This is a genomic window from Ochrobactrum sp. SFR4, assembly GCF_019730395.1.
Taxonomy (GTDB): Bacteria; Pseudomonadota; Alphaproteobacteria; order Rhizobiales; family Rhizobiaceae; genus Pseudochrobactrum.
The window spans coordinates 1-12,692 of record NZ_JAAPBB010000028.1 but is presented as its reverse complement, the minus strand read 5'-3'; the positions used below and the strand labels follow the sequence as shown (position 1 = coordinate 12,692).

Annotated in this window: 13 protein-coding genes and 1 tRNA gene; 11 read left to right on the top strand and 3 right to left on the bottom strand. The window is 49.2% G+C overall.

All coding sequences use genetic code 11. From position 1 onward, the window contains the following. Positions 1 to 175 precede the first annotated feature (175 nt). The 7 genes from HBA93_RS17155 (at position 176) to HBA93_RS17125 (ending at position 7,986) form a co-directional block, all read left to right on the top strand. Positions 176 to 251: transfer RNA gene (locus tag HBA93_RS17155), tRNA-Val, on the top strand. Positions 252 to 1,609: 1,358 nt separating this feature from the next. Continuing rightward, positions 1,610 to 1,831, top strand: coding sequence for a glutaredoxin-like protein NrdH (gene nrdH / locus HBA93_RS17150; protein WP_022710815.1), 222 nt, complete (start codon positions 1,610 to 1,612; stop codon positions 1,829 to 1,831). 271 nt (positions 1,832 to 2,102) lie between these two features. Then, a complete protein-coding gene (nrdI, locus tag HBA93_RS17145; protein WP_121992736.1) occupies positions 2,103 to 2,513 on the top strand; it encodes a class Ib ribonucleoside-diphosphate reductase assembly flavoprotein NrdI in 411 nt (136 codons plus the stop codon). Positions 2,514 to 2,873: 360 nt separating this feature from the next. Next, positions 2,874 to 4,979 (top strand): class 1b ribonucleoside-diphosphate reductase subunit alpha, encoded by a 2,106-nt coding sequence (gene nrdE, locus HBA93_RS17140; protein ID WP_121992737.1) that lies wholly within the window; start codon positions 2,874 to 2,876, stop codon positions 4,977 to 4,979. A 69-nt stretch (positions 4,980 to 5,048) separates the two neighbouring features. Beyond that, positions 5,049 to 6,023, top strand: a complete 975-nt coding sequence (nrdF, locus tag HBA93_RS17135; protein ID WP_121992738.1) for a class 1b ribonucleoside-diphosphate reductase subunit beta — start codon at positions 5,049 to 5,051, stop codon at positions 6,021 to 6,023. A gap of 325 nt (positions 6,024 to 6,348) precedes the next feature. Then, a complete protein-coding gene (locus HBA93_RS17130) occupies positions 6,349 to 6,534 on the top strand; it encodes a Flp family type IVb pilin (protein WP_221724089.1) in 186 nt (61 codons plus the stop codon). Positions 6,535 to 6,729: 195 nt separating this feature from the next. After that, complete coding sequence (locus HBA93_RS17125; RefSeq protein ID WP_221724088.1) at positions 6,730 to 7,986, top strand: cytochrome P450; 1,257 nt, start codon at positions 6,730 to 6,732, stop codon at positions 7,984 to 7,986. 57 nt (positions 7,987 to 8,043) lie between these two features. Here HBA93_RS17125 and HBA93_RS17120 read toward each other — a convergent pair whose 3' ends face one another. From HBA93_RS17120 to HBA93_RS17110, 3 genes are all read right to left on the bottom strand, one after another. Then, on the bottom strand, positions 8,044 to 8,385 hold the full coding sequence (locus tag HBA93_RS17120; protein WP_221724087.1) for a cupin domain-containing protein: 342 nt from the start codon (positions 8,383 to 8,385) through the stop codon (positions 8,044 to 8,046). Next, entirely contained in the window at positions 8,385 to 9,671 is a 1,287-nt protein-coding gene (locus tag HBA93_RS17115) for an O-acetylhomoserine aminocarboxypropyltransferase (protein WP_221724086.1), read from the bottom strand. The genes HBA93_RS17120 and HBA93_RS17115 overlap by 1 nt, the downstream gene beginning before the upstream one ends. Before the next feature lie 195 nt (positions 9,672 to 9,866). Further along, on the bottom strand, positions 9,867 to 10,283 hold the full coding sequence (locus tag HBA93_RS17110) for a CoA-binding protein (protein WP_286202017.1): 417 nt from the start codon (positions 10,281 to 10,283) through the stop codon (positions 9,867 to 9,869). Between the two features lie 368 nt (positions 10,284 to 10,651). Between HBA93_RS17110 and rplM the strand changes: the two genes are divergently transcribed. From rplM to HBA93_RS17090, 4 genes are all read left to right on the top strand, one after another. Further along, positions 10,652 to 11,116, top strand: a complete 465-nt coding sequence (rplM, locus tag HBA93_RS17105; protein ID WP_122094510.1) for a 50S ribosomal protein L13 — start codon at positions 10,652 to 10,654, stop codon at positions 11,114 to 11,116. Beyond that, the gene (gene rpsI, locus HBA93_RS17100; RefSeq protein ID WP_122094512.1) at positions 11,116 to 11,595 is read left to right on the top strand and encodes a 30S ribosomal protein S9; all 480 of its coding nucleotides are present in this window, start codon (positions 11,116 to 11,118) and stop codon (positions 11,593 to 11,595) included. Before rplM ends, rpsI begins: the two co-directional genes overlap by 1 nt. 169 nt (positions 11,596 to 11,764) lie before the next feature. Further along, positions 11,765 to 12,124, top strand: a complete 360-nt coding sequence (locus tag HBA93_RS17095) for an antibiotic biosynthesis monooxygenase family protein (RefSeq protein ID WP_221724084.1) — start codon at positions 11,765 to 11,767, stop codon at positions 12,122 to 12,124. Further along, positions 12,121 to 12,579: a GNAT family N-acetyltransferase gene (locus HBA93_RS17090; RefSeq protein WP_221724083.1), complete on the top strand. Its 459-nt coding sequence runs from the start codon at positions 12,121 to 12,123 to the stop codon at positions 12,577 to 12,579. The genes HBA93_RS17095 and HBA93_RS17090 overlap by 4 nt, the downstream gene beginning before the upstream one ends. Positions 12,580 to 12,692 lie beyond the last annotated feature (113 nt).

Here is a 12,692-nt window from a genome sequence, read left to right as displayed (position 1 = left end):
GGCGATTAGCTCAGTTGGTAGAGCGCTTCGTTTACACCGAAGATGTCGGGAGTTCGAGTCTCTCATCGCCCACCATTCATTTCTGAGAAATCAGATAATGAATGAAAATTATAAATGTGTTGTGCTCATATTTATAATTGACGAATTAAGTCAGCACATACCGCTTTTAGCGAGCGGGCGATTAGCTCAGTTGGTAGAGCGCTTCGTTTACACCGAAGATGTCGGGAGTTCGAGTCTCTCATCGCCCACCATTTCTCCCCCTCTTTTGCAAAACAACATTTTGAACCTTACGCTGATTTTCAGCGGAAATTGTTTTATGCAGAATCGTCATCTCACGACTGACTATTCTTATATCGTTTCTGCAGCGTATCTTCTCCGCTTTATTTGAGAATCGGCTGCCCGCTCCGGCCGCTTTTGTAAAGAAAAGAATCTGCCAAGAAACAGCAAAGTTTCCGCCCCAAAACCGCTCATATCTTATATGCTGCAGTTAAGAATCAAGCTGAGCGGTTGCAGCACGCCTGCCGACCCTGCTGATACCTTTTTGGCACATCTCCACATATTAATTCAGCCCTGTGTATAGCGGGTAAAATTATCAGAGAGACACCATAGGTATTGACGAAAAATTCATAACATATACCATATATAGTGTCTTGAGCGGTTCTTCGATTCTGCAAACAGCAGCTTCGCAACAATGCTCAAAACGGCTTTATCAGGCACAATAAAACCGGTCATACGCATTGCGATCCGGGATAGTTGCGTCGAAATTTTTGCCGGTCCTCAGGAGGCAACTCCTTTCCGGCGGAGAATTGGGGATTGTTGTTATCAACAGGCTCCGGGAATGTTGAAGACGGAAGAAATGTGATCCGTTACGCCGGTGTTGTTTTCAGTATCGCAGGCACACAAATCACAGTTCGGCAAGGCAACAGGAATCAGGTTATGCGCAAGGTCAGAGCTGCTTTTCAGGAATCAAAAAACAAACAGATGTCCGCATCTGTGGTTCAGGAACCTGTCTCAGCAGATTTGTCAGCAGTCAGAGCGAATCTTCGCCCGATGGCTTTATACGACCATCTCTGATGACGCATCCGGCTCTTCTATGAGTCATTCCTTTCAGACCTCTCCCGCCGTCCGTTCCGTTCTTATCAGTTTAAGCAAGTTCAGCATGCGTTTTGCGGAATAACCGCAGTTTGTGCAGCAGATTTAAAGGTGCGCTTTGCACCTGAAAGGCCTCCGCCCTCGGGTTTCTAAAGCGGCGGAACCACAATGCTCGGATTTATCACCGCCGGTGCGTCTTTGGATGAACCATACCGGTGAGGAATACAGGGAAGCCTAAGACAAAAAGTTCTTTGAGGGCACAACGCTCCGAAGAACGACAAATACCGCACCGTAAGGTGCAAATATAAAGACGCACCGTGAGGTGCAAAAGAAAAGAGCGCCGTCAGGCGCAGATACAAAAAGGCACCGCAAGGTGCAGACCAATGAGGCCCTGCCAAGGGAAACTGTAGCCCCCGCTACAATGTCCGCTGACTATTCTCTCCGGAGTAATCAACAGGCATATAACGCATAATCAGTCTCTGAAAAATATCAGGGCGATCAAGAAACGAGGAATCCGATGTCCATTACTGTTTACAGCAAGCCAGCCTGCGTTCAGTGCACCGCCACCTATCGCGCTCTGGAACGTCAGGGAATCGATTTCAACATCATTGATATTTCTGCCGATGCAGAAGGCTACGATACAGTTAAACGTCTCGGTTATATGCAGGTTCCGGTTGTTGTTGCCGGTGATACACACTGGGCAGGCTTCCGCCCTGACATGATCAGTGCGCTGGCTTAAATATAACGGCCTGAGCGCTCCGGTGTGGCTGTCATATCCGGACAATCCGTCTGACTGCTCGATCTGACCGGTAATTCTCTGCCCGTCTTTCGCTTTGGAAGGCGGGCAGAAGCCGGGATCAGAAACGGCATATCAGGCAAAACACAAAAGCTATGCCCTCTTCTTGTATAATGCACAGCAATGGCTGCAGAGCCGGACTGGAGCCACTATATATAGAGGGTCTTTGTTTGACTTCAGTGTCTCACTGGAGATTTAACATGAGGAAGTGGCTATGAGCATGCTCGTCTATTTTTCAAGCGGCACGCAAAATACGCATCGCTTTGTCACAAAGACCGGACTGCCTGCTCTGCGTATTCCGTGCAGCATGAAGGCCGATCTTTTACAGGTGACACAACCTTTTGTACTTGTTGTCGCAACCTATGCCGGCGGGGACGGACGCGGTGCCGTTCCCAAGCCTGTGATCCGTTTTCTTAATGACAGTTCCAACCGTTCCTTCATTCGCGGTGTGATTGCAGGCGGCAACCGTAACTTCGGTTCAACCTATTGTCTTGCCGGCAATGTCATATCTGAGAAGTGTCAGGTACCGTTCCTGTATCGCTATGAACTGGCCGGAACGGATGATGACGTTATCAATGTGCGGAATGGCCTGCAAAAATTCTGGCAGGCAGACCTCGCTGCCTGACTTCTGCCCCCGTACAGGGGTTTAGAGCATGATCTCTTAAACTTGAACCAGTTTAAGTTCAAATTATGCTCTCATTTTAAAGTGTTAGAGCCAGTTTTGTGCGCCTAACGGGGCGCCCGGCGCTCTAATAATGAAATTGAATTGCTGTCCGCTTTCTCAACCAAAAGCCGGATCAGTATTGTGAACAGATGTGGAAATAAAGCCGGTCTTTGTTTTGCACATACCGACAAATAAATTGGCCGACACATATTGGCCGAAAAATGAATTGGAAAAACTGTGGCGACTCTTGAGCTTGAACGGACAGAAAAAAACAACACCAACAGTTCAAACAACGGGAGTTCTAAAAAGGACACTCCGGCAATGGACTATCATGCGCTGAATGCCATGCTGAACCTTTTCGGTCCGAATGGTGAGATCCAGTTTGATATGGATCGTAAGGCCGTTCGCCAGTATTTTCTCCAGCATGTGAACCAGAACACGGTTTTCTTCCACAATCTGGAAGAGAAACTCGATTATCTGGTGACCCAGAATTATTACGAAAAAGAAGTTCTGGACCAGTATTCCTTTGAGTTCGTCCAGAATCTCTTCAATCTTGCCTATAAAAAGAAATTCCGCTTTCCAACCTTCCTTGGCGCGTTCAAATATTACACCAGCTACACGCTGAAGACTTTTGACGGCCTGCGTTATCTGGAACGTTATGAAGACCGCGTTTGTATGGTTGCGCTGGCTCTGGCTGACGGCGACGAAGCTCTGGCAATCTCGATCATGGAAGAAGTGCTGTCCGGCCGTTTCCAGCCTGCGACACCGACTTTCCTCAATGCCGGTAAAAAACAACGCGGTGAGCTGGTTTCCTGCTTCCTTCTGCGTATGGAAGACAACATGGAATCGATCGGCCGCTCGATCAATTCCGCGCTGCAGCTTTCCAAGCGCGGCGGTGGTGTTGCTTTTGCACTAACCAATATTCGTGAGCATGGCGCACCGATCAAAATGATCGAGAACCAGTCTTCCGGCATCATTCCGATCATGAAGCTGCTGGAAGATGCTTTCTCTTATGCTAACCAGCTGGGCGCACGTCAGGGTGCCGGTGCGGTTTATCTCAATGCCCACCATCCGGACATTATGCGCTTCCTCGACACCAAGCGTGAAAATGCGGATGAAAAAATCCGTATTAAAACCCTGTCGCTCGGCGTGGTGATTCCGGACATCACTTTTGAACTCGCGAAAAATGACGAGGATATGTATCTGTTCTCGCCATATGACGTAGAGCGTGTTTACGGTGTGCCTTTCACTGAAATCTCGGTTTCAGACAAATACCGCGAAATGGTTGATGACGGCCGTATCCGTAAGCAGAAGATCAAGGCGCGCGCCTTCTTCCAGACCTTGGCGGAAATCCAGTTTGAATCCGGTTATCCGTATATCATGTTCGAAGATACCGTGAATGCAGCCAATCCGATTGCCGGTCGCATCAATATGAGCAATCTCTGCTCGGAAATTCTTCAGGTCAGCGAAGCCAGCACCTATAAAGACGATCTGAACTACGAACATATCGGCAAGGATATTTCCTGCAACCTCGGCTCGCTCAATATTGCGATGACCATGGACTCACCGGATTTCGGCAAGACTGTTGAAACTTCGATCCGTGCGCTGACCGCTGTGTCGGATATGAGCAAGATCAATTCCGTGCCATCAATTGCCCGCGGCAATGATGAATCACATGCAATTGGCCTTGGTCAGATGAACCTGCATGGCTATCTTGCTCGTGAACGCATTTATTACGGTTCTGAAGAAGGTGTGGATTTCACCAACATCTATTTCTACACCGTGGTCTATCACGCGATTAAAGCGTCCAACCGCATTGCGATGGATCGCAAATCAAGCTTTGTCGGCTTTGAAGATTCAAAATATGCCGACGGCACATTCTTCGACAAATATACCGACAAGGTCTGGGAACCGGAAACTGCCCGTGTTCGTGAATTGTTTGAAACTGCAGGCGTTGCGATTCCAACGCAGGCAGACTGGGAAGAGCTGCGCAAATCGGTGATGGCGCATGGTATGTATAACCGCAACCTTCAGGCTGTTCCGCCGACAGGCTCGATTTCCTACATCAACAACTCGACCTCTTCGATCCATCCGATTGCCTCCAAGATTGAAATTCGCAAGGAAGGCAAGATCGGCCGCGTTTATTACCCTGCCCCGTTCATGAGCAATGACAATCTTGATTATTATCAGGACGCTTATGAGATCGGTGCAGAGAAAATCATCGACACTTATGCAGCAGCTACGCAGCATGTGGATCAGGGTCTGTCGCTCACACTGTTCTTCCGCGATACCGCAACAACCCGCGATATCAACAAGGCGCAGATCTATGCATGGCGCAAGGGAATCAAAACTATCTACTATATCCGCCTGCGCCAGATGGCTCTGGAAGGCACACAGGTAGAAGGCTGCGTTTCCTGCACCCTGTAAACACTATCCTTTTATACAAAACCGTCTGCCATAGTGCAGGCGGTTCATCCGAACAGATCAGAGCACGTTATGAACGCCCAACCTAAACTCGTCTGCGCCACCAAGGCTGTTAACTGGAACCGTATCGAGGATGATAAAGATCTCGAAGTATGGAACCGTCTGACCGGCAATTTCTGGCTGCCGGAAAAAGTTCCGTTGTCCAATGATATTCCGTCCTGGGGCACGCTGACACCGGCAGAAAAAACACTGACCATCCGTGTTTTCACCGGTTTGACACTGCTGGATACCATCCAGAACACTATCGGCTCCATTGCGCTGATGCCTGATGCAGTCACACCGCATGAAGAAGCTGTTCTGTCAAATATCAGCTTCATGGAAGCGGTTCATGCCCGCTCCTATTCCTCGATCTTCTCTACATTGTGCTCGACACCGGATGTGGATGATGCCTATCGCTGGAGCGAGGAAAACCCGCATCTGCAGCGCAAAGCTGCTCTGATCATCAATGAATATAAATCTGATGATCCGATGAAGCGCAAAATTGCCAGTGTTTATCTGGAAAGCTTCCTGTTCTATTCCGGCTTCTACCTGCCAATGTACTGGTCGAGCCGTGCTAAGCTGACGAATACTGCCGATCTTATCCGCCTGATTATCCGTGACGAGGCCGTGCACGGTTACTATATCGGCTATAAATATCAGGTCGCTCTGGAAAAAGAGAGTGAAGCCCGCAAGGAAGAGCTGAAGGATTTCGCCTTCTCGATGCTGCTTGATCTCTATGAGGTTGAAACCAAATATACAGAAGCGCTTTATGACGGCACCGGTCTGACCGAAGATGTCAAAAAATTCCTGCATTACAATGCAAACAAAGCGCTGATGAATCTCGGTTACGAACCACTGTTCCCGAGCACTGTGACCAATGTTAATCCGGCGATCCTGTCATCGCTCTCACCAAATGCCGATGAGAATCACGACTTCTTCTCCGGCTCCGGCTCCAGCTATGTCATCGGTAAAGCCGTTGCCACAGAAGACGACGACTGGGATTTTTAATTCCTTCATCAGGAAATAAACGGGTTTTCATTTAGATTCCGTCTGCTTTCCAATGCACTGCATGTTTATACCCCTGAGGCCAAGCAAAGCCTCAGGGGTATTTCTTTTGAGGTGATGTCGCTAAGATATTGAAAATACATCAATATTTTAATTCATAAATATATAAATCAATTCATAGCAGACAAAATAAAAGTAATTCATTAAGCAAACTCAATGCTTAAACTTCATTTACTATGTAATTTAAGCCTTGAAAAACACTCTTCGGGCTATAAGTCGTAACAGGTCAGCAAGACCATAACGAAAAGAACTATCTGGAGTTAAGGCAATGAAAGCAATTTTCAAACGTTTCCGTAAAAATGAATCCGGTGCAACTGCAATCGAATACGGCCTGATCGCGGCGCTTATTGCTGTTGTAATTATCGGCGCTGTTACTATGCTGGGTACCTCTGTTGCTACTCAGTTCTTCCGCGTAGGTTCTGCCATTACCGCAGCAACACCTGCAACGAACTAAAAAACCCAAAATTTCGTAATAAAAACGCCCGGTCATCACACCGGGCGTTTTTATTTGCAGTCAACGCTGCTTTGTGTCGGCCATGTATTAAGAACAATATGGTCATGCCACGCTTTGTCACGCTGCATTTTCTCCTCACCTGCCTTTATAGTCGCATAGCAAATTCTCTTTTAATGCCAATGCGATGAAAGTCTGATGAATCACTTCCCTAGCGCCCCTGCAAAACCTGATTATCTTCATTTCGATCCTGCTACCCGCCATGTGCGTATTGATCCGCATCAGCCGGAATTTGTGCAAAATCCTTATGCTGCCTATGCATGGCTGCATCACAATGCGAGGGTATTTTTCTGGGAAGATTACGGTTTCTGGTGCTTTGCCGGTTACGACGATATCAACAAGCTGTTCCGCGACCGCCGTTTTGGCCGTGAAGAACCGGGCGGCTACCGCGCCAATGCAATCAATCGCGAACATCTCAAAGATTTCGACGGCGTTGAGCGCCACTCCATGCTGGAAATTGAACCGCCGGTACATACCCGCCTGCGCACCCTCGTCAATCGCGCTTTTGTCTCCCGTCAGGTCGAGCGCCTGCGCCCGCGTATTGAAAAACTCGCCAATGAGCTGATTGACGGTTTTGAACACCAAGGCCATGTCGACCTGATGCCGGCTTTCGCCACTCCTATTCCGGTGGTGGTAATTGCGGAGATGCTCGGTGTGCCGACAGACAATGCTCCGCAACTGCTCGACTGGTCGCATCGCATGGTCAACATGTATATGCACAATGCCACCCGTGAAGTAGAAGACAGTGCCAATCAGGCGGCCAAAGAATTCTCCGACTATTTGCGGGACTATGCCGCTCAGCGCCGCAAAAATCCGGGTGATGACCTGCTAAGCCTGTTGCTTGCAGCCGAAGAAAACGGTGCCAAGCTCTCGGAAGATGAGCTGATCACCACTTGTATCCTGCTGCTCAATGCCGGACACGAGGCAACGGTCAACCAGACCGGCAATGCGGTTAAGACCATTCTGCAAAGCGGACTGGATCATCGCGCTCTGTTTGCCACGCCGGAATCAACTGCTGCTGTGGTTGAAGAAAGCCTGCGCTTTGATGCACCGCTGCATATGTTTACCCGTTACGCCTATAATGAGACTGAAATTGCCGAAGGCGTAACACTCAAAGCCGGTGAGCAGCTTGGTCTGTTGCTTGGTTCCGGCAACCGCGACTATCAGGCTTTTGACCAGCCGGATCGTTTCTGGCCGGAGCGTCCCGATCAGAAGAATGTCTCCTTCGGAGCCGGTATCCATTTTTGCATCGGCGCACCGCTGGCACGTCTGGAAATGCAGGTTTCTCTGGCAACATTGTTCAAACGCCTGCCGAATATCCGCTTTGCCGAGCCACCGCTTTATGGCGACACCTATCATTTCCACGGCATGCAAAGCCTGAAACTGGAATGGTAAAAACAAAAACGCCGCGTCCCATAGGACGCGGCGTTTTCTATTTCAAACAATATAAGTTTAAAGCTTTATCACATAGGTTTTACGAGTCGTTTCAATCACTTCCCACGTACCTTTAAAGCCCGGCCTGATGATGAAGCTATCGCCTGCCCGCAAAGTGACCGGCTCTTTGCCCTCTTCTGTGACCACAGAAACACCGCTGATCAGCTGGAAGAACTCCCACTCATCATACGCGACATGCCACTTACCAATAGTGGATTCCCATATACCGGCGTAAAGCCCGTCTGAGGTCTCCTCCGCATTCCATGTTCTAAACTGCGGATCGCCGGAAATGATACGCCCTTCTGCGGGCGCACCAATTTCCGGTTCGAATTCTGTATTGACTGACAGCAACAGTGACATCAGGCGATCTTTGCCAGTGCCTGTTCGAGGTCAGCAATAATATCGTCAGCATCTTCAATACCAATCGACAAACGCACCACTTCAGGCCCTGCACCGGCAGCAATTTTCTGTTCGTCAGTCAGCTGGCGATGCGTGGTTGATGCCGGATGAATAACCAGCGAGCGGGTATCACCGATATTGGCCAGCAGCGAGAACAGTTCCAGCGAGTTCGCGAAAGTCTTGCCGGCTTCATAGCCGCCCTTCAGACCGAAGGTGAAAACCGCGCCGCCGCCTTTTGGCGAATATTTCTGTTGCAGAGCGTGATATTTGTCGGTCGGCAGACCGGCATAACGCACCCATGAAACTTTCTCGTGCTTTTCCAGCCATTTCGCTACTTTCAGCGCATTGTCGCAATGGCGCTGCATACGCAGCGGCAAAGTTTCAATACCGGCCAGAATCTGGAACGAGTTGAACGGAGAAATCGCCGGACCAAAATCACGCAAACCGAGTGTGCGTGCTGCAATGGCAAAAGCAATATTGCCGAAGGTTTTGTGCAGTTCCGCACCGGCATATTCAGGACGCGGCTCGCTCAGCATCGGATAATTACCGGATTTCGACCAGTCGAATGTACCGCCGTCTACCAGAATACCGCCCATGGAATTGCCATGGCCGCCGATGAATTTGGTCAGCGAGTGCACAACAATGTCTGCACCATGTTCAATCGGACGGATCAGATATGGCGATGCCATTGTATTATCAACAATCAGCGGCAGCCTATGCTTATGCGCGATTTCCGCAATCGCTGCGATATCAACAACGATACCGCCCGGATTGGCCAGACTTTCAACAAAGATCGCACGGGTTTTATCGTCGATCTGTTTCTCAAAGCTGGAAACATCGTCCACATCGCCCCAGCGCACTTCCCAGCCGAAAGACTTGAAGGCATTGCCGAACTGATTGATCGAACCGCCATAAAGCTTGTTCGCAGCGATGAAATTATCGCCGGTGCGCAGCAGATTATGGAAAACCAGCAGCTGCGCGGCATGGCCGGATGCAGTCGCAACGGCAGCTGTACCACCTTCAAGCGCTGCAACGCGCTCTTCCAGAACCGCAGTGGTCGGGTTGGTCAGACGGGTATAGATATTGCCGAAAGCCTGCAGGCCGAACAAAGCGGCAGCATGGTCCACATCATCAAAAACATAGGATGCAGTCTGATAAATCGGCGTGGTGCGGGCACCGGTTGTCGGATCTGGTTTTGCGCCTGCATGAATAGCAAGTGTATCAAAACCAGGGCTGCGCTTGGACATTCTCTACTCCCCAAAATAAACAATTTGGGTCAGGTTAGAGTTTTACTCTCCCACAAGCAAAGAAAAAGATTCCGCTTATCACTATAATATACGCAAACTATTATCTTTTTCCGCCAGAACACCTATAAATTACCCGCAGATTTACATTGCGGTCAAAACAAAATTTTTGCACCGCAATGTCACAGAAAGCTAAAATCAGGCACCAATCAGTCGCTGATGCTGCTGTTTGGTACACATATCGGTCACCACCTTTATTCCGGCAGCGCGGGCTTTGGCTTCAGCCTCTTCATGGCTGATTTCAAGCTGCAACCACAAAACATCCGGCTGTGTTTTCAGTGCCAGAATTTCATCGACAATTGCAGGCACGGCATTGGAAGCGCGGAAGACATCGACAATATCAATCTTCTCCGGAATATCGGAGAGCGAAGCATAAACTGCCTGCCCCAATATCTGCTTACCTGCCTGCCCCGGATTAACCGGAATAACTTTATAACCATGCTCCAGCAGATATTTCATCACACCAAAGCTTGGACGATCTTCATTCGGAGAAGCGCCGACCAGCGCGATCACATGCTTGGTTTGCAGTATAGATTTCACTTCTGTTTCATTCATGGCATTCTCCGTTTTCATGCTGCTATGCATCACATTCTGCAGAAGACATAATCTATGTATAAAATGCGGGCAATTGAAGTAACGCTTCAGGCCGGACGGGAATATAGGCTAAAAATCACCTGACTTTTATAAGGTAATATAATACCGTAATTTTAACATATTGATTTTAAACACTAATTATAATCACATGCAAATTTAGTGCACTTGACGCCTACTCACAGGCACTGTATTGCACAGCCAGAAAATATACATCCCTCAAAAGATGTGCGGTTTTCATTTGTTACGTGCGGATTTCCGCCGGAACACAAGCAACAAAAAAAGCCTTGCAGCAGAATATGTGGCAAGGATTATTTCCAAGGATAACTTCAATGGCAACTTTTTCCCAGAAGCCAGCAGAAGTGGTGAAGAAGTGGATCCTGATCGACGCTGAAGGCGTTGTTCTCGGTCGTCTCGCTTCTCAGGTCGCCAACATTCTGCGCGGTAAGAACAAACCAACCTTTACTCCACACGTTGACGACGGTGACAATGTCATCATCATCAATGCGGACAAAGTTGTTCTGACCGGCAAGAAGTACACCGACAAGGTTTACTACTGGCACACTGGCCACCCAGGCGGTATTAAAGAACGTACAGCTCGTCAGATCCTCGAAGGCCGTTTCCCGGAACGCGTCGTTGAGAAGGCGATTGAACGTATGGTTCCGCGCGGTCCGCTCGGCCGTCGTCAGATGAAAAACCTGCGCGTTTATGCAGGCGCTGACCACCAGCACGAAGCACAGCAGCCAGAAGTCCTCGACATCGGCGCTTTGAACAGCAAAAATAAGAGGAAAGCATAATGGCTGAGCAGCTCAACTCGCTCGAAGAACTTGGCACAGTTGCAGCAGCTGCTGCTCCTGAAGCTCCTGTTCACGTTAAAAAAGTCGACGCTCTCGGACGCTCTTATGCGACCGGTAAGCGTAAAGATGCGATTGCACGCGTTTGGGTAAAGCCAGGCACAGGCAAAATCATCGTGAACGGCAAAGAGTTCAACGCATATTTTGCTCGTCCGGTTCTGCAGATGGTTCTGCAGCAGCCAATCGTTGCAACAAACCGCACAGGTCAGTTTGACATCGTTGCGACTGTTGCCGGCGGTGGTCTGTCCGGTCAGGCCGGTGCGGTTCGTCACGGCATTTCAAAAGCCCTGACCTACTACGAACCAGCTCTGCGCGCAGTCCTCAAGAAGGGCGGCTTCCTGACACGCGATAGCCGTGTTGTAGAACGTAAGAAATACGGTAAGGCGAAAGCCCGTCGTAGCTTCCAGTTCTCCAAGCGCTAATCGCGCTTTGGGGCTTAGTTCTCCAAGCGCTAATCTTTTATCGCTTACGAACGACAAAAAAGCGGATCTTCGGATCCGCTTTTTTTATTTCATGCGACAGAGTAGCTGCTATCTCCTGCATTGCCTGGTCTTTATGTTTCCATATCACCAAGCTTCAGGATTCTGTTTCATGCACAATCACTCTCCGTTCGCCACCCTTCCCGACGCACCTTATTATATTGTCGCTTTTTCATCGCAGCGCACGGCGGATGATGACGCGGGCTATGGCGAAATGGCCGATCAGATGGTTGAGCTGGCGGAAAAGCAGGACGGTTTTCTCGGCATTGAAAGTGTGCGGGATGCAAGCGGCTTCGGCATTACCAATTCGTACTGGCGCGATGAGGAAAGCATTCGTAACTGGAAGCGTAATATCGATCATCTGGCCGCGCAGAAGCAAGGCCGTGCCATGTGGTATAAAACCTATGCTTTACGGATTGCCCGCGTTGAACGCGCCTATGGCTTCAGTGCTGACGGGGCACAAGCCCGATGACAGCCAATCATTTTACGCTCCGGCGTCTGGACTTGCAGGATATGGCGCAGGCCTCCCGCATCCATCGGGCGGCCTTCGACAATAGCCTGCCATGGCTGAAAGGTTTGCATACACCGCAAGAAGATCAATGGTTTTATGAAAACTGCGTTTTTGAGCAATGCGAGGTCTGGGCAGCCTTTTCCCCTGATATGGCTGGTATTGTTGCCTTTAAAGAAGACTGGATTGAGCAACTCTATATTCTGCCGGATTTTCAGGGTCACGGTATTGGCAGTGCTTTACTCAAACAGGCACAAACGACGTTTCCGCATCTGCAATTATGGACATTTCAGCGAAATATTCAGGCACAGCAGTTCTATGAGAAACACGGTTTTATCGCGATTGGTAAAACCGATGGCAGCGGCAATGAAGAAAAAGAACCGGATATGCTCTATGAATGGCGCAGAACCGGTTCCTGAACTTATCCAAATCAGCCCTTCCAGACTTTTAAATTCTCACGGTTGATTTGCAGCTGCTTTGCTGGTGTTTGCTTGTAATAATCTGTTGCCATGCCACTGATCCAGTCACCGTA

Coding starts and splice junctions, on each gene's coding strand:
- nrdH (WP_022710815.1), top strand. CDS start 1,610: ATGTCCATTACTGTTTACAGCAAGCCAGCCTGCGTTCAGTGCACCGCC.
- nrdI (WP_121992736.1), top strand. CDS start 2,103: ATGAGCATGCTCGTCTATTTTTCAAGCGGCACGCAAAATACGCATCGC.
- nrdE (WP_121992737.1), top strand. CDS start 2,874: ATGGACTATCATGCGCTGAATGCCATGCTGAACCTTTTCGGTCCGAAT.
- nrdF (WP_121992738.1), top strand. CDS start 5,049: ATGAACGCCCAACCTAAACTCGTCTGCGCCACCAAGGCTGTTAACTGG.
- HBA93_RS17130 (WP_221724089.1), top strand. CDS start 6,349: ATGAAAGCAATTTTCAAACGTTTCCGTAAAAATGAATCCGGTGCAACT.
- HBA93_RS17125 (WP_221724088.1), top strand. CDS start 6,730: ATGAATCACTTCCCTAGCGCCCCTGCAAAACCTGATTATCTTCATTTC.
- HBA93_RS17120 (WP_221724087.1), bottom strand. CDS start 8,385: ATGTCACTGTTGCTGTCAGTCAATACAGAATTCGAACCGGAAATTGGT.
- HBA93_RS17115 (WP_221724086.1), bottom strand. CDS start 9,671: ATGTCCAAGCGCAGCCCTGGTTTTGATACACTTGCTATTCATGCAGGC.
- HBA93_RS17110 (WP_286202017.1), bottom strand. CDS start 10,283: ATGAATGAAACAGAAGTGAAATCTATACTGCAAACCAAGCATGTGATC.
- rplM (WP_122094510.1), top strand. CDS start 10,652: ATGGCAACTTTTTCCCAGAAGCCAGCAGAAGTGGTGAAGAAGTGGATC.
- rpsI (WP_122094512.1), top strand. CDS start 11,116: ATGGCTGAGCAGCTCAACTCGCTCGAAGAACTTGGCACAGTTGCAGCA.
- HBA93_RS17095 (WP_221724084.1), top strand. CDS start 11,765: ATGCACAATCACTCTCCGTTCGCCACCCTTCCCGACGCACCTTATTAT.
- HBA93_RS17090 (WP_221724083.1), top strand. CDS start 12,121: ATGACAGCCAATCATTTTACGCTCCGGCGTCTGGACTTGCAGGATATG.